The organism is Mesorhizobium sp. M1E.F.Ca.ET.041.01.1.1, from assembly GCF_003997355.1.
Lineage (GTDB): Bacteria > Pseudomonadota > Alphaproteobacteria > Rhizobiales > Rhizobiaceae > Mesorhizobium.
In genome coordinates, this window is sequence record NZ_RZSL01000114.1 from 1 (window position 1) to 13,895 (window position 13,895).

Genomic DNA, 13,895 nt, shown 5'->3' on the forward strand with positions numbered 1-13,895 from the left:
CCTCTGCCCTGCCCGTCCTTCGCAGCAGCTGCGCTGCAGCTACGGAGGGTGGACCGGCCATCTCCCCCACAAGGGGGGAGATTGGCAGTTGCGGCGCCGGCTTCCTCCACCAACTCGACATGCCTCGAAAGCGCTGCCGGCTCGGAAAGCGTCACGCCTCCAGCCGCCACCCTGCCCCGCCGGCCTGGACGATCCGGCCGCGCCGCGTGCTTCCTTGGCCGGCCGCCGGCGCGGCCGCCTTTCGGGTTGGCGAAGCCGATGGCGCTGAGGCCGGCGTTGCGGTGGACGATGCCGATGATGGCGTTGCGCGAGACCGGGCTGCCGCGTAGGGCGCTGAAGCGGCCGGCGATGCGCGAGGCCGAAAGCCCCTCCCTCAGCCAGGCGGCGATCTCGTCGATTTCCTTTTCGGTGTAGGCGGCTGCCATCTTTCTCATTCCGTTGATTGCTAGGGCTTGGGCTTGCGAAGGGCTCGGCTCGGGCCAAGCGCCAGGGTTCGGCCGCGAGGCCGATGTCAGGTCAGCGAAAGGGTTGGAGGTCAGGCGACGCCTGGTGCGCTTCGCCGTTTTGTGGAAACGGCTAAGCGCTCCATCTCGTTGTTTTGACGCAATTCCGGACGGAAAACCGCTTCGCACTTTTCCTGGAATTGCGCCTCGTTGTTCCGACGCAATTCCGGACGGAAAACCGCTTCGCACTTTTCCTGGAATTGCTCTGGCGCCGCACCAAGCAGTCGAAGAAGTGCCGCCTCGGCGGCGGCCCGCGTCAGGCCCGACACCGCCCGGCCCGTCGCGCGATCAAACAGGATGACGGTGCCGTCCTCGGTGCGGATGCAGCTTGTGCCGCCGGAATTGGCGGCCGGAGCCGGGGGAGGAGCGGCTCCGGCCGTTCCGGTGAACCGGGGTGCGGGCGGCTCGACCGGATCCGAGGCAAACGCCCCGGGATGCGTCCGGACCGGGGAGGAGGACAGCCCGGACGAATGGAATTCATGAGTCGAGGGACGCGCGTTCATGCCGCCTCCCCTTGCATCGCAGCCGCGGCGCAGCCGGCCAGCCATTCGTAGCTGACGCCGGCAATGCCCAGCCTGCGGCTCGCCGCCACCACATGCGGCCAGTGCTGCGGCGCGATGCGCCCGCGGCGGCGCATCTGGCGAGCGGCCTCGTAGCCGCAGCCGACATCGACGGCGAAAGCGCCGATGCTCTGCCAGCGGTCGATAAGCCCCGAGACACTCGTGGGCGGCCCCGAAATGCTCGTGGGCAGCGCCGGGATGCTCGTTGGTAATGCGGAAATGCTTGCGGGATGCTCATTCATGCGCTAAGCGTACGTTATGTACGAATGACGCGCAAGCGAAATCGTACACAATGGACGATAATTTTCAGGCATTTTGTACGATGATGGATTCCCGGCACAGATTGCAGCAGGCGCGCGCCCAGGCCGGCTATGCCACGCCCAGCGATGCGGCGCGGGCGCTTCGCGACATCAACAAGAACACCCTGATCAGCCACGAGAACGGCAACCGGCCGCTGTCGCGCAAGGCGGCGGAGAAATACGGCCGGCTGTTCGGCGTCGATCCCGGCTGGCTCTTGTTCAATGCGGACGGCGCCGAAGCCGCACCCGTCGGCTTTGCCCCCTCGCCCGTCACCGTCGACGTGCCGATCGTGTCCTGGATCAGCGCCGGCGAGCTCGGCAGTCAGGACAGCGTGGTCAACCTTTCCGATTATCCGACCATTCCCACCGCCGACCTCGAGGAAGGCGAGTGGATCGCGCTGCGCGTCGACGGGCCATCGATGAACAAGATCTCGCCGCCGGATTCGATCATCTTCGTCAATCTGCGCGACAAGCGGCTGGTGACCAATGGCTGCTACGTGATCGCCGACGAGACGGGACGGGCCACTTACAAGCGCTGGCGGCCGAACGATAATCCGCCGTTCCAGCCAGCGTCCTATCTCGATATCCCGCCGCCGGAGCTGGAGGGCGCGATCACGATCATCGGGCGGGTGAAGCGGTCGATGATCGACATGTGAGCGTTTCGAAAAGCCGAACGTTACTTCTCGACACGGCAATTTCTGCTTGCATGCAGATAGTCGGCCAAGGTCGATGGTTTTCGGGGGAGAGCCAGCGAAATGACGGACCTGGAGGGCGCGGGCGAAAGCCAGTTGATACGGCTGGTGCGAAAATGGCGCCTGCCGCTGTTGCTGCTGCTGGCCCGTGGATGAGGACTGGTCGCTGGTGGCCGACGCCTTCACCAGGAATGCTGGCACGCCGGCCGAGATGGATGCAATCGCAAGCGCCAACCAGAATTTCGAGGGTCTCTGCCCGGCCTTCGCGAACCTCTACACCGCCGCTCTGTCACTCGATGGCGAGCCCGGGCGACATATCAAAACCGCCCTGCTCTACGAGCTCGCGAAGAACTAGGCGCTGTGCTCGTGAAGCGCCCGGCAAAGTCCCGGCGAAACGCCGCGTTTCCTTCGCGCACCCTCTGTCCCGCCCGTCCTCCGCAGCAGCTGCGGAGGGTGGACCGGACATCTCCCCCCTCAAGGGGGAAATTGGCTGTCACCGCTGCTTTCGCCAATCGCCAACGTTGCAGAAAGGGCGCTTGCGCCGAAGCTGCCAATCTCCCCCAAGTGGGGAGATGTCCGGTAGGTGTACGAGGCCTTACTGGACCTTGATGGTCGCCCACATGCCGTTCATGAAATGATCGGGGATGTTGCAGAAGACCGCGTAGAAACCCGGCTTGAGATCGAGCGTCAGCGAGCCACTCTTGCCCGGATCGAGCTCTGAAACCTCGCCGAGATGGCCGGCCGCGTCCTCGTCGACACGGTTCTCGTTCGAAACATATGGCAGCGTTGTCTTCTTGGGGTCGGCCACCGGCACGACGATCATCTCGTGGACGGTGCCCTTCGAGGCGTTGGTGACATCGAAGGTCACCTTGCCTGCCGGCACGACCTTCTTGTCGAGCTGGATTTTCATCATGGCCATGCTTATGTTCGCCGGCATGCCTATGCCCATTTTGGCATCAGGATTCATCTCGCCGTTCTTGTCCCACAATTTGACGTTGACCGTGGAGTCGGCGAATGCCGGCGCCGCAACGGCCAGCATGGTCAAGGCCAGTCCAATTCTCAAAAAACGCATAGGGTGCTCCTAGCCGCCATCTGGCGACCTCAGACGGCGGATTGCTAGGGAATCACAGTCGGTCGCGGGCGCTGTGTAGGGGAACAAAGCTGACAGCAAGCTGACGGCATGGCGGGGAGCGGCAAGTAAATTGGGCCAGAGCCCCTTCTGCGCAAGCGGGATAACCGCGTTATAAGATTTTCACAATTTTCTTATAATTCCCTTGCGACTCGGCCTAATGGCGTGCAGTTATAAGAAAACTGCAGAACCCTTATAATGAAGCGTACGCCCCAGGAACGGCCATGAAGACCATCGATCTCGCCTATCGCACGCTCTATGCCGAGCTGGTGCAGCGCAGCCTGGATGCTTCCTTCGAGACCGACTTCTCGACGGCGGGCAATTTTGTGCGCGTGCCGGTGAAGGGCCGCGACTACTGGTATTTCGAGGAGACGCGGCCGCAGAAGTCCAGGCGTTATGTCGGCCCGGCGGAAGACCCCGAGATCGCCAAGCGGGTGGCGACCTTCAAGGAGATCAAGAACGATCTCAGAAGCCGCCGCAAGCTGGTCTCCACCCTTGTTCGTGACGCCGGCCTGACGGCGCCTGACCCTTTCACCGGCAACGTGGTCGAGGCGCTGGAAAAGGCCGGACTCTTCCGCCTGCGCGCTGTGCTCATCGGCACGGTCGCCTTTCAGACCTATGCCGGGCATCTGGGGGTGCGGCTGCCCGGCGCCGCGCTGCAGACGGGCGATGCCGACTTCGCAAAATTCCATTCCGTCTCGACCGAGGTCGACGACAGCCTGCCGCCGGTCATCGATGTGCTGAAGGCGGTCGATTCGACATTCCGCGAGATCCCGCACCGCAGCGATGCCGGGCGCACGACGCAGTATGAGAACGCTTCCCGCTACCGGATCGAATTCCTCACCCCGAACCGGGGCAGCGACGACCATGCCGACCACGCCAGTCTGATGCCTTCGCTGGGCGGTGCTTCCGCGCAGCCCTTGCGCTTCCTCGATTTTCTCATCCGCGATCCGGTCAGGACGGTGCTGCTCCACCGCTCAGGCGTGCCGGTGCTTGTCCCCTCGCCCGAGCGCTTTGCCGTCCACAAGCTGATCATAGCGGCGCGCCGGGAACGAAGCGCCGCCGCCAAGCGAGAGAAGGATCTCGCCCAGGCCAGCCTGCTGGTGGAGGCGCTGGACACGACACGCCGGCAGGACGACCTTGCATTCGCTTTCGCGGAAGCATGGGAGCGCGGAGATGCCTGGCGCGAGGCGCTTCGGAAGGGACTGAGCCTGCTCCATCCGGACAGGCATGACATGGTCGATCTTATCCTGGGGCGGGCGCTCAACGGCATCGGCGCGCAGCTCGAAGGCTTTCCAATGCGGCTCGCTTAGGCTTTTCGGAAGATCGCAGCATCGTTCAAATTGTACGAATCCTGCTTGACCATATTTCGTACATAAAGTACGATATCTCCCTTGTTTGAGGGGAACTTGCTTGAACACCGCGAACCACGCCGCCTTCGCCGACCTCTCCCGTCCACTGCTGTCACCATTGCCGCTCAAAGAGCGCGAGCGTCTGGCCAATGCCTGGCGCATGGCCAGCCAGGACATCGCCGACGACATCCGCTTCATCCGCCAATATCTCAAGGTGATCGCCGAAAAGGAGGAGCGTCTGTCGACCGGCACGCTGGTGCACGGCCGCGCCTATGTCGAGTCCTGTGCCGCCTGGCTGCCGGAAACGGTGGCGCGGTATTTGAGGAATCTGAAGCTGATCAGCGACTGCGAGTGCGCGATGATTGCCGCGGGCGTGCAATTTGCGAGGTCGAGCGATGCCTGGTGAGGCGGCTATCTCTTCTGCGCCATAGGGAAAGCAAGACCGAACGCGGGCGGGACAGCGCCCCCTCTGTCCTGCCGAACATCTCCCGCAACGCGAGAACAATCATGCCTCGGCAACCCCAGGTTATACCCCTCGAAAAATGCATCGTTTCACACAATTGCCAATTGGTGGACGCAGACAACGAGCCGGTAGTTTAATTCCCTTCGGGCGAAGGAGAGGCATAGTCGCACAGGGAGGAACTCGTTTGATGGACCTGCAAATCGACATCGGCATACAGCCTGACGATCAGCCTTACGAAGTCACCTCATTTGCCAGAAAGCATGGCCTGACGATCCCGGTGGCGGACGCGGTCCTTTTCGCCAAGGGCCCGTCGCCGTCGCGGGCGGCCTGCGATACCGCGGCGCTGGCCTTCCTCTGCGCGGTTGCGCAATACGCCAGGAAGCAAGGAGCGCGCTAACGGTTCGGCCTCCTTCTTCCCTTGTGCGGTGAGAAGGGAGAAAGGGGAGCCTCGCCTACCAGCTAAACTGCAGCCCCGCATTGCCGCCGACGATGTTGCCGGAGAAGGCGATGCCGAGCGTGCCGGTCAGCCGGCCGCCATGGGCGAAGCCTTCGCTCAGCACCGCGGCGCCGGCGATGCCGAAGGCGTCGGCGTCGCCGGCATTGCCCCAGTTGACGCGCAGGCCGAAATGCTCGCCCTGGACGAGATCGGGCGCGGCAAGGGCGGCCGAGATCGAGGCGTTCTCGAAGGCGCGGGTGACGCGGTTGTCGATGTCGTCGACCTGGCTTGCCAGCGCCGTCTTGCCGGTGACGGTGGTGAACCCACCCTCGCCGTCATCGACCTTCCGGTTGGTCACGCCGGTGTCGGCGTTGATGCAGGTGTCGGTGCCCGGGCTGTAGTAGTAGTTGGGGCCATAGGCGGAGCAGACCCTGACATACTCGACCGCGGCCTCGGATGGCGCCGCCAGCAGCGTTGCCGCGCCGAGGATGGCCGGCGCAAGAAGATATCTGAACATGATGCCCCCCCGGCTCTTACCAGGTGAGTTGCAGGCCGGCATTGCCGCCAACGGTCTTGCCGGAGAAGGCGACGCCCGCGGCACCCGCCAGCCGGCCCTTGCCGCCGGGGAAGAAGCCCTCGCCCAGCACGGCCGCGCCGGTGACGCCCATGGCGTTGGACTGGCCGGCATTGCCCCAGTTGACGCGAACGCCGAAATGCTCGCCCTGCATCAGATCCGGGCTGATCAGCGCCGAGGCGACCGAGGCGCCTTCGAAGGCGCGCTGAACCCGGCCGTCAATGTCGTCGACCTTACTCGCCAGCGCGGTCTTGCCGGTGACGGTGGTGAACCCGCCCTCGCCGTCATCAACCCTCCGCTTCGTTTCGCCGGTATTGGCGTTGATGCAAGTGTCGGTGCCGGGGCTGTAATAGTATTGCGCGCCATAAAGCGAGCACACCTTGACGTACTCCACCGGCGCCGCCTGCGCGGAAGCCGAAAAGCCGCTGGCAGCGGCCAGAAACGCAAACGAAATAAGACGGTTGATGCCCCGCATACCCTGACCCCCGAAGTTGGATTGAGAAAAGCCCTTGCCCGAAAAGCACCATCAGGGCGCGCGCGGCGTCAACGGGGGCTTTGAGCCAATACCTGACTTTTACTGGGAGCATTTCGACTGAGAACGCAGCTGTTGCAGCTGGGTCACAGTGGATTTCTCGATCTATTCTGCAAATCGCGATCGCGCGAAGCTCATTTATTAAGCGTAGCTAATTTTAGAGATGACTAACTCTATCGCTGGAAACGCGAGAGCGCTTTCACGCGTGCCTAAAACTTCGGGCGCGGGCTTGCCGCGTCCTTTTCGACGGTTGTCGGGATGGCCGGCGGCGCAGCCGCTGGAAATCAGGCCTTGGCTTTCGGTTTGGCGGCCTTGGCTGGCTTTTCAGCCTTCGCCGCCTTTGGCTTGGCGGCCTTGGCAGCGGCGGCCTTCTTCGGCGCGGCCTTGGCTTTCGGCTTCGCGGCGCCGTCGATCTCGGCGGCCGCCTGCTCCCAGTGCTCCATATGCGCGCCTTCCGGCCGGCCGGCCTGTTCCCAGATCTCATGCGCCCGTCGGCGAATGCGTTCCTGCCTGTCGTCCGTCACTGTCGCCTCCATTTGGTAGGGGCCGTTCCCCGACGGAAACATTAGCCGAATTTTCCGGTGGCGTCTTGCGCTCGACGCATTCGCGCCTGAACTTTGGCGGCGATTTTCTTCAGTGCTCGTCGGAGACGACGGCGACGCCGAGATACGCTGCCTTTTTTGTAATCAATCCGGCCAAATCGGCATCAGAGCGCTCAGTCCCGGTGCGCTTGCGCAAAGCCGCGATCGCATCCTTCATCGACAGCAGGCCGGTGCAATGCTCAGCCAGAAGCTTGTCGACGTTCTTGGCGATGTCAGGTGATTCGACGTGAGGGTGATGCATGGCTGCGACTCCTTTCTAGGAGCCGGCATCCCCCCGCCGGCATGGCGGGAGGATCGGGGCTCGTAAGCATGTAAGGTTACTGGATGACCTGGACGACCCTGCGCGTGCTCGGGTCAACCAGAACCATATGATCGTTGACGATAGTATACCTGTACTGAACGTCCGGCACCTCCTGTAATTCGACCGTGTCCGGCACGGTCGAGCCGACGCCAAGCTCCAGTCCCAGAACATTGACCGAGGCGATCGGGTGCTTGTGGACGTATTCTTTCACAACGGTCTGCTGCTCGGGGGTGATGATCACCTCGTCCGCAGCGGCAAAGCCTATGCCGGCGATCAGAGCAAGGCCGGCAACAGCAGGAATGAGGGGGGTTTTCATCATAGGTCTCCTGTTGTGTTGGCGAGCTCCGCCCCGCCTCCGCGATCGCGGAAACCTGGCAGGTCGAACATAGGAGCTCCGAGGGCCAACGTCCGCGGAAAGCTCTTGTTCCGTCAGCGCCGGCCAATTGATGTTACCCCGCCGCGGTCGACGGTGAACCGCCGTGCAGGGCGGACGGGAACCGTCGCGCCGATTTCGCATTGTTTGCATTGGATGATTTGACAAGCCGAAAGTCCCGCCCATGAGTGAAATTCTCGTCAGAAGCGATATGCCGCTTCGAGCCCCGGTGGCCATCACCGTCGGCGCCGGCTTCAAGCGCGAGATCGCCTCGCTGGCCGCGATGCAGAATTTCCTCAAGGAATGGCCCGCGGCGATGCGCGGCGACAGCTATTGCGCGGCGGTTCGGGCTTGCGATGCGGCGCGGGCCGGGGAGATCAAACTCGAAAAGGCGCGGCGGGCCTTCCTCTCATTCGCGGAGAAGGCCGGCATCATGTGGACCGGCATCGATCCGGTGACGGCGCTGCGCGAAGCCAAGATCAGGCGCAGGGCCAGGCTCGAGAGCCAAGCCCGGCAAAAAACGGCTGCGCGGTCGCCCTGACGAGGAACAAGCGGCGCCCCTGCAAAGCGGCCCGACAGTCTGTTGGGGGTGATGCGGTCGACCGCCGGGCCTGACCGGCCTGGCAAGCCGGCTGCCGCCAACCCTAATATTAGCAAATCTGCAACAAAACCCCGATTGAAGCTTTTCCCCTGCTTACGGCGGCGATCGCCGCTTGAGCCCCAGCGTCGGCCACATGGCTGTCATCCATCGAAACACTAGAGCGTTCCACCGTTTCACAGAAACGGCGAACCGATCTATCTCTTTGTTTTGACGCAATTCCGGGCGGAAAACCGCTACGCATTTTTCCTGGAATTGCTCTAGCGCCGCGAGGTTCCTCAGCGGCCAAGGTGTTTATGGCGATGAAAGATCGCAAGCTTCTCGCCATAGGGAAGCCTCACCTCCTCGAGGCATTTCTCGCATCTGAACCTGGAGACCGTCCTGACCCAGGATCCCTTTTTGACGATGGTCAGGGAGCAACTCGGACATTGAAAAGTCAGATCTTTGTCGCTCAGGTCTCTGGATAGGGTCATCCTATTCTCCCCAGGAGGCGGTCACACCTTCGCCAACAACGATTGCACAACGTCCAGCGCCAAAACTGTGAACGACCTCACATGATCAGAGCGGCCATTGCGCTTCAGCGCGCAACGCCGTTCACTGCCGTCCAATCCAGGCCGGCAGCCGGTCGACATCGAATGGCGGGAAGGGCAGCTGTCAGTTCGGCGACGACTCGCCCAGTGGTTCGGTGAGGAAGGATGCGGCGATCAGGTCGTCCGCATCGATGCGTAGGGAGCCCTCGCCGCTCCCCATGATGGCAGCGACCTTCTGGAAGGTCTTCATCTCATGTTCGGTGATCCTGGCGTCCCGCATCCTGGCTTTCAGATCGGCGACACGCATCCCGAGCGACCGGGATGTTCCGATTTCTCGTTTCGACATGTTGGTCAGTCCTCCTCGCCCCAGCCCTTGCCTGTTGCGCCGCCGCCCGAATCCGCATCCTGCCAACGGCTTATGTTGCTTATGAGGCAACGCGAACCCAGAGGCGGCAACGCCCGCCCGGGCGGAAGGTTCCGTTAGCGTTTGGTAACAAAATAATACTGGGTTATGGCCCGCCACCCGCGGAGGGCGGGGCCATCCCCAGCGCTGCCTGGCACCTTTCTTACTGGATCACCTCGACGATCTTGCGGGTGTCGGGATCGACGACGATCGTCTGGTTGTCGACGACGACGTAGCGGTATTTGACGTTCGGCACTTCGTGCAGTTCGACCGTATCGGGAAGCGTGCTGCCGATACTGAGCTCGACACCAGGAACCTCCACCGAGGCCAGCGGCTGCTTGTGCACATATTCGCGGATCACCGTCTGCTGCTCGGGCTGGATGATGACGTCCTGAGCGGCCGCGGCGCCTGCGCCGGCGAGCAGCAGGAGGCCCGCGGCGGCGACTGTGAGGTGCATTTTCATGGTCTTTTCCTTTGCATTCGTGGTTGCATCGCCTCCCACGCTGCGCCTGCGATTTTCCACAGCCGGTAGGCACTCGGCCCAACGCCGATGGCCAAGCCTTGTTCCTGCAAACAAGCCTTGTTCCTGCAAAATTGCCGCCGGCGCTCTCACAAAATGTCACCGCAGCCTCGCGAAACGTTTCGGAACAATGCTTTTCAGCCCGGGTTACCCAAGCGAAGGGACCGACTTTCCGAGGAGAAAATCAGATGAAACGTCTTCTGATCACGAGCATGATCGCGCTCGGCGTCGGTTGCGGTGCCGCGATGGCGCAGACCGAATCCGCGCAGCCGAGCAGCGACAACAACTGCGTCGCCGGCCAGGCCGACTGCCAGAAGGGTGGCAAGGCTCAGGGCAAGATGAAGCCGCGGGCCGAGCAGAAAGCCCAGGGGCAGAACGGCGCCAACACCGAAGAGCAGGTTCAGGGCAAGGCCAAGATGAAGACCGATGAGCAGGCTCAAGGTCAGGCCGGCACCAGCACCGAGCAGCAGGCTCAGGGCAAGACCAAGATGAAGACCGACGAGCAGGCCCAGGGTCAGGCTGGCACCAAGACCGAGGAGCAGGCTCAGGGTACGGCCAAGTGCCAGACCGGCATGGCCAACTGCCCGAAGGGCTCGAAGACGAACGAACAGGCCCAGGGCAAGACCAAGACAAAGACCACTGAGCAGAATGCCCAGACCAAGACCGGCACCACCACCGAGCAGAATGCTCAGGGCAATGCCAACGTTCAGACCGACCAGAACAAGACGGCCTCGATCACCAACGTGACGGTCGAGCAGAAGACGCAGATCACGCAGATCATCCACGAGACCAATATCCAGCCGGTCCGCGATGTCAGCTTCGACATCTCGGTCGGCATCGAGGTTCCCCGGCACAAGATCCGCCTGCATCGACTGCCGGCCCGCATCGTCAAGATCGTCCCGGCCTATGAGGACTATGAGTACTTCGTACTGGCCGACGGACGCATCGTCATCGTCGACCCGAACACCTATACGATCGTGCTGATCCTGACCTGATCCGCATCAGAATCTCGACGAAATAGGCCCGCGTTGCCCTCAGGCAAAGCGGGCCTCTTTCGCGCGCGTCTCATGGCCGTCGAAGCTGCGCTGCCTGCGAAAGAGCAAGCAAGCCATATTTAGGGGAGCGGGAACCCGGACAGCCCAGCCTGCTTATCGTGGTGACACAGGACTTCGCAGGCCGGGCCGTGTCCGACAGTTGAATGCCAGGCATCGGCAGTGTGCATCCGTCGGGGCAGATGTGCAACTCATGGTACTCGAACGCATGAATGCGGCGCGGCTTGTCCAATTGCCGTTGCAATTCCGCCGCTCGGCACGGCGGCGTGACTTTTCGGACGATCAGACGTCTCCGCGGCACGATCGAATTGGGCAGTCCCGACTTTGGTTAGAGCCGTTGAGCCAGACGCTTGTGTCTTTCGAATATGGCGAGTTTGTCAGGGTAGCCGAGACGAACATTCTCGCTGCAGTTCTGGCATCTGAAGTTGGCGATCACCTTGAACCACGAGCCTTTCCTGACAATCGGGTGCTTGCAGCGCGGACACTCGAATTTGAGATCAACATTGTTAAGTTCGACAGGTATGGGCACCAGCTTCCCCATGGCTTGCAAGATGCCCGCCAAACCCTGGGCTGACGGACATCTCTGCTCCGCCGGCGATGAAGGAACGCTCTCGCCAGCTCTATTCGAATGAGGCAGCGAGCGTTATGTTTCAGCGCCCGGACCAATACCTTGCCGCGCCGGACTTCAGTCTCACGAGCTCTGCTGACATTCGTCACGGCGAGGAGCGTGACTGGTGCTGAAAGACCGGTGTGAGATCTGCGCCGAGGTGCGTGCCGATACCGGCAGCCGAGGCTCGGAATTCCGCTCAACCCCGCACTTGACCTGCCGGCGCCGTCATCAAAATGAATGGCGACGGTCGCAAATGCCCATGCAAGCCTCGGGACCGGCAAAGCAAGCAGCAACGGCATGGGTGTTTTGATGAAAGCTGTCGGCCTCTACCGATGTCCAGGAGACCCGCCGTTCGCTTGTGTCCTGGAAGGAACCAGGGGCACTTACATTACCGAAAATGCCTATCGCGCAGGAGGATTCAAGCCGGATTTCGAGGCGTTGCCCTGGGAAGGAGACTATCGGGCCAGACGGGAGAACACGCCAACGGTTTGACTTCCGGATTGGCCGGCCGAAATCCTAGCCCCAGTCGTCCATTTTATATAACGGAATATGCGAGTTGGCGATCAGCCATTGCATGGCAATCGATTGCAGCAACTGCGCTTTGGAAACCCGCATCTCGGCCGCGGCCCCATCCAGGGCTTCCTCGATATCTGCTTCCATGCCCAGATCGCCCGCATTTCTGAGAACGAGCGCGGCCCGGCGAAGCAGCGCCTTCAGATCAGAGCCAGACATCTCGCCGGTTCGATCGGCGGCCGAGAGCAGTTCCTGGGCGAAGTTTGCAGGTCCCATTTCCATAGTCTACGGCCAACGCGTGGAGGGAGCCATCAAGCATCCCCGCGAGCTCTGGTTAATCCACAGCTTGCAGCGGCCCCGCCGGTGGCCGGCAGCGGACCCAGGGACTCGATTATTACGGGGGAGGCTTCACATCGAAAATCACCGCGGTGGAGAGCACGCGGCGTGACTGGGCGTCCCGGACCTTGATCGTCAACTGCCGGCGGGCGCCCGGCAGAACGCCTCTCGCAAAATCAGCCAAGGCAAGAGCGACCTCGTCTTTGACCGCCTCGAGGTCGGGAAGATCGAGGCCCTCCCTGTCAATCAGGACGTCGTCCCCCTCCTGAGTATCGAAGTAGAATTTCGGCATCTTGACCCAACATGATCAATGTGCCGATCGGGAACGGATTGGCTCTGGCTTGGTTCCTGAAAGCAGAAGTCCCGGACCACATGCCCTCAGGGCATCGGCCGAAAGGCCTAGCCGCGGGGGTTCGTTTGAGGCATTGTTCAGCCTTGCGGTCACCCCGGAAAAGGTGCAAGGGTCGGGATGGGTAGAGCAATGGGCGAGGTCGCCGAGGATCGCATGCGGTCGCGGCGCTCGGTTGGGCAAATGTATTTTCCGCAGTTTCTTGTGGGAATGACGGCAACACTCCTGGTGATCCTCGGTTGGACCTATGCAGCCACGGGATCGGCTTGGGCGTCGCTCGGCTGGACATTCCTGGCAGCCGTGGTGCTGCAGGCAGGCTACTTCGTGGCGGTGCTGTGGCTCGTATTCACCCAAGCCCGCTCGACGCACGAGACGAAGCAAGACGCCAGCCCCGCCAAGCTGCCCGGCCCGTTCGAGCGGGACGGCATTATCCACACGCTGATCTCACGGCTGTTCCCCAGCCTGCTGCCGTAAAGCGCGTCGCCCAAAAGCGGATTCAGGCGACGCGCTTGCCGGCGCGACGTCAGCGTGCGGTGACGGCTGTGACCGAGCGCACGGCGGCCTGCGAAGCCGAGAACACAATGAAGGCAAAGACAAGCACGGCGGCAGCGACGATCAGCGAGCCGATCGCCACGACCGGCTCGATCTCCGGATGGCCCCCCGCCAGCATCCAGTAGAGCGCCGGCAGCATAATCACGATGCCCACCGTATAGAGGCCGTAGTGGATCATGGCGATCCGGCGCTCGGCCTTGGCCGGATTGAGCGCATAGTAGCCGCCGAAGATCGCGCTGGTGACCCATCCGAGAAGGTTGATGTGAGCATGCGCCGGGAAGGCGCCGTGATCGCCCGAAATCGCCATCTGCAGCCCAGCGGCGATGCCGAGGATGAGAAACACGATGGCCGTCTTGAAGAAAAGTTCCGAAACCCGTGGCATTTTGTTGTCCTCCCAATGCCCTGAAAAACCCTCACCCGCTAAATCTACACGCTGCAAAGCATATTAGCCACGACGCGCAGGGAGCGGCTGTGGATTTTGGTGTGGATCGCGGGCGGTGCCGGGCGGAGCCAGCAAGCTCGCTAATGTTTCAGGCGCTGGCGGAACAGAGGGGCGCGAAGGCACGCGACCATGCCCGGCGTGCGCCCGCCAAAACAAAATGCCGCCGGGCATGGT

23 protein-coding genes are annotated in these 13,895 nt (G+C 62.3%); 9 read left to right on the plus strand and 14 right to left on the minus strand.

Annotated elements, in window-relative coordinates:
* From EOA38_RS40315 to EOA38_RS12305, 3 genes are all read right to left on the minus strand, one after another.
* Positions 1–425: GcrA family cell cycle regulator (locus tag EOA38_RS40315; RefSeq protein ID WP_281060096.1), on the minus strand; the 425-nt coding region annotated here is incomplete at its 3' end.
* A gap of 110 nt (positions 426–535) precedes the next feature.
* Positions 536–1,006: a hypothetical protein gene (locus EOA38_RS39120; protein ID WP_189350138.1), complete on the minus strand. Its 471-nt coding sequence runs from the start codon at positions 1,004–1,006 to the stop codon at positions 536–538.
* Positions 1,003–1,305 (minus strand): hypothetical protein, encoded by a 303-nt coding sequence (locus EOA38_RS12305; protein WP_245464712.1) that lies wholly within the window; start codon positions 1,303–1,305, stop codon positions 1,003–1,005. The genes EOA38_RS39120 and EOA38_RS12305 overlap by 4 nt, the downstream gene beginning before the upstream one ends.
* 80 nt (positions 1,306–1,385) lie before the next feature.
* Here EOA38_RS12305 and EOA38_RS12310 point away from each other — a divergent pair, with 80 nt between their 5' ends.
* Together EOA38_RS12310 and EOA38_RS12315 are read left to right on the plus strand one after the other, a co-directional pair.
* Positions 1,386–2,018 (plus strand): S24 family peptidase, encoded by a 633-nt coding sequence (locus tag EOA38_RS12310; protein ID WP_126094628.1) that lies wholly within the window; start codon positions 1,386–1,388, stop codon positions 2,016–2,018.
* A 184-nt stretch (positions 2,019–2,202) separates the two neighbouring features.
* On the plus strand, positions 2,203–2,409 hold the full coding sequence (locus EOA38_RS12315) for a hypothetical protein (RefSeq protein WP_189434628.1): 207 nt from the start codon (positions 2,203–2,205) through the stop codon (positions 2,407–2,409).
* 240 nt (positions 2,410–2,649) lie between these two features.
* On the opposite strand, the gene EOA38_RS12320 is transcribed toward EOA38_RS12315, so the two are convergent.
* Positions 2,650–3,126, minus strand: coding sequence for a plastocyanin/azurin family copper-binding protein (locus tag EOA38_RS12320; protein WP_245464714.1), 477 nt, complete (start codon positions 3,124–3,126; stop codon positions 2,650–2,652).
* Positions 3,127–3,407: 281 nt separating this feature from the next.
* On the opposite strand from EOA38_RS12320, the gene EOA38_RS12325 reads away from it, so the two are divergent.
* The 3 genes from EOA38_RS12325 to EOA38_RS12335 all read left to right on the plus strand — a co-directional run bounded on the left by EOA38_RS12325 (position 3,408) and on the right by EOA38_RS12335 (position 5,395).
* Positions 3,408–4,496, plus strand: a complete 1,089-nt coding sequence (locus tag EOA38_RS12325; RefSeq protein WP_126094629.1) for a GSU2403 family nucleotidyltransferase fold protein — start codon at positions 3,408–3,410, stop codon at positions 4,494–4,496.
* A gap of 100 nt (positions 4,497–4,596) precedes the next feature.
* Positions 4,597–4,941, plus strand: coding sequence for a hypothetical protein (locus tag EOA38_RS12330; RefSeq protein ID WP_126094630.1), 345 nt, complete (start codon positions 4,597–4,599; stop codon positions 4,939–4,941).
* Positions 4,942–5,185: 244 nt separating this feature from the next.
* Positions 5,186–5,395 carry a hypothetical protein gene (locus EOA38_RS12335; protein ID WP_126094631.1) on the plus strand — a complete coding sequence of 70 codons (210 nt, stop codon included), beginning with the start codon at positions 5,186–5,188 and terminating at the stop codon, positions 5,393–5,395.
* Positions 5,396–5,450: 55 nt separating this feature from the next.
* Here the strand turns inward: EOA38_RS12335 and EOA38_RS12340 are convergent, their stop codons facing one another.
* From EOA38_RS12340 to EOA38_RS12360, 5 genes are all read right to left on the minus strand, one after another.
* Complete coding sequence (locus EOA38_RS12340) at positions 5,451–5,951, minus strand: porin (protein ID WP_126094632.1); 501 nt, start codon at positions 5,949–5,951, stop codon at positions 5,451–5,453.
* Between the two features lie 16 nt (positions 5,952–5,967).
* Complete coding sequence (locus EOA38_RS12345) at positions 5,968–6,483, minus strand: porin (protein ID WP_126094633.1); 516 nt, start codon at positions 6,481–6,483, stop codon at positions 5,968–5,970.
* A 341-nt stretch (positions 6,484–6,824) separates the two neighbouring features.
* Positions 6,825–7,064 carry a DUF2934 domain-containing protein gene (locus EOA38_RS12350; RefSeq protein WP_126094634.1) on the minus strand — a complete coding sequence of 80 codons (240 nt, stop codon included), beginning with the start codon at positions 7,062–7,064 and terminating at the stop codon, positions 6,825–6,827.
* A 109-nt stretch (positions 7,065–7,173) separates the two neighbouring features.
* Positions 7,174–7,383, minus strand: a complete 210-nt coding sequence (locus tag EOA38_RS12355) for a hypothetical protein (protein ID WP_126094635.1) — start codon at positions 7,381–7,383, stop codon at positions 7,174–7,176.
* A 76-nt stretch (positions 7,384–7,459) separates the two neighbouring features.
* Positions 7,460–7,759: a DUF1236 domain-containing protein gene (locus tag EOA38_RS12360; RefSeq protein ID WP_126094636.1), complete on the minus strand. Its 300-nt coding sequence runs from the start codon at positions 7,757–7,759 to the stop codon at positions 7,460–7,462.
* Positions 7,760–8,000: 241 nt separating this feature from the next.
* Here EOA38_RS12360 and EOA38_RS12365 point away from each other — a divergent pair, with 241 nt between their 5' ends.
* Positions 8,001–8,357 (plus strand): DUF982 domain-containing protein, encoded by a 357-nt coding sequence (locus tag EOA38_RS12365; RefSeq protein ID WP_126094637.1) that lies wholly within the window; start codon positions 8,001–8,003, stop codon positions 8,355–8,357.
* 711 nt (positions 8,358–9,068) lie between these two features.
* Here EOA38_RS12365 and EOA38_RS12375 read toward each other — a convergent pair.
* A complete protein-coding gene (locus tag EOA38_RS12375) occupies positions 9,069–9,290 on the minus strand; it encodes a hypothetical protein (RefSeq protein ID WP_126094639.1) in 222 nt (73 codons plus the stop codon).
* A gap of 220 nt (positions 9,291–9,510) precedes the next feature.
* Complete coding sequence (locus EOA38_RS12380) at positions 9,511–9,810, minus strand: DUF1236 domain-containing protein (protein ID WP_126094640.1); 300 nt, start codon at positions 9,808–9,810, stop codon at positions 9,511–9,513.
* A 245-nt stretch (positions 9,811–10,055) separates the two neighbouring features.
* Here EOA38_RS12380 and EOA38_RS12385 point away from each other — a divergent pair, with 245 nt between their 5' ends.
* Positions 10,056–10,862, plus strand: a complete 807-nt coding sequence (locus EOA38_RS12385; RefSeq protein ID WP_126094641.1) for a DUF1236 domain-containing protein — start codon at positions 10,056–10,058, stop codon at positions 10,860–10,862.
* A 250-nt stretch (positions 10,863–11,112) separates the two neighbouring features.
* Entirely contained in the window at positions 11,113–11,493 is a 381-nt protein-coding gene (locus EOA38_RS39125; RefSeq protein ID WP_189350140.1) for a hypothetical protein, read from the plus strand.
* Positions 11,494–12,045: 552 nt separating this feature from the next.
* Here the strand turns inward: EOA38_RS39125 and EOA38_RS12395 are convergent.
* Complete coding sequence (locus EOA38_RS12395) at positions 12,046–12,318, minus strand: hypothetical protein (RefSeq protein ID WP_126094642.1); 273 nt, start codon at positions 12,316–12,318, stop codon at positions 12,046–12,048.
* A 118-nt stretch (positions 12,319–12,436) separates the two neighbouring features.
* A complete protein-coding gene (locus EOA38_RS12400; RefSeq protein ID WP_126094643.1) occupies positions 12,437–12,670 on the minus strand; it encodes a hypothetical protein in 234 nt (77 codons plus the stop codon).
* Positions 12,671–12,859: 189 nt separating this feature from the next.
* On the opposite strand from EOA38_RS12400, the gene EOA38_RS12405 reads away from it, so the two are divergent.
* On the plus strand, positions 12,860–13,201 hold the full coding sequence (locus EOA38_RS12405; protein ID WP_245464715.1) for an exopolysaccharide production repressor protein: 342 nt from the start codon (positions 12,860–12,862) through the stop codon (positions 13,199–13,201).
* Positions 13,202–13,250: 49 nt separating this feature from the next.
* On the opposite strand, the gene EOA38_RS12410 is transcribed toward EOA38_RS12405, so the two are convergent.
* A complete protein-coding gene (locus EOA38_RS12410; protein WP_126094644.1) occupies positions 13,251–13,661 on the minus strand; it encodes a hypothetical protein in 411 nt (136 codons plus the stop codon).
* Positions 13,662–13,895: the final 234 nt, after the last annotated feature.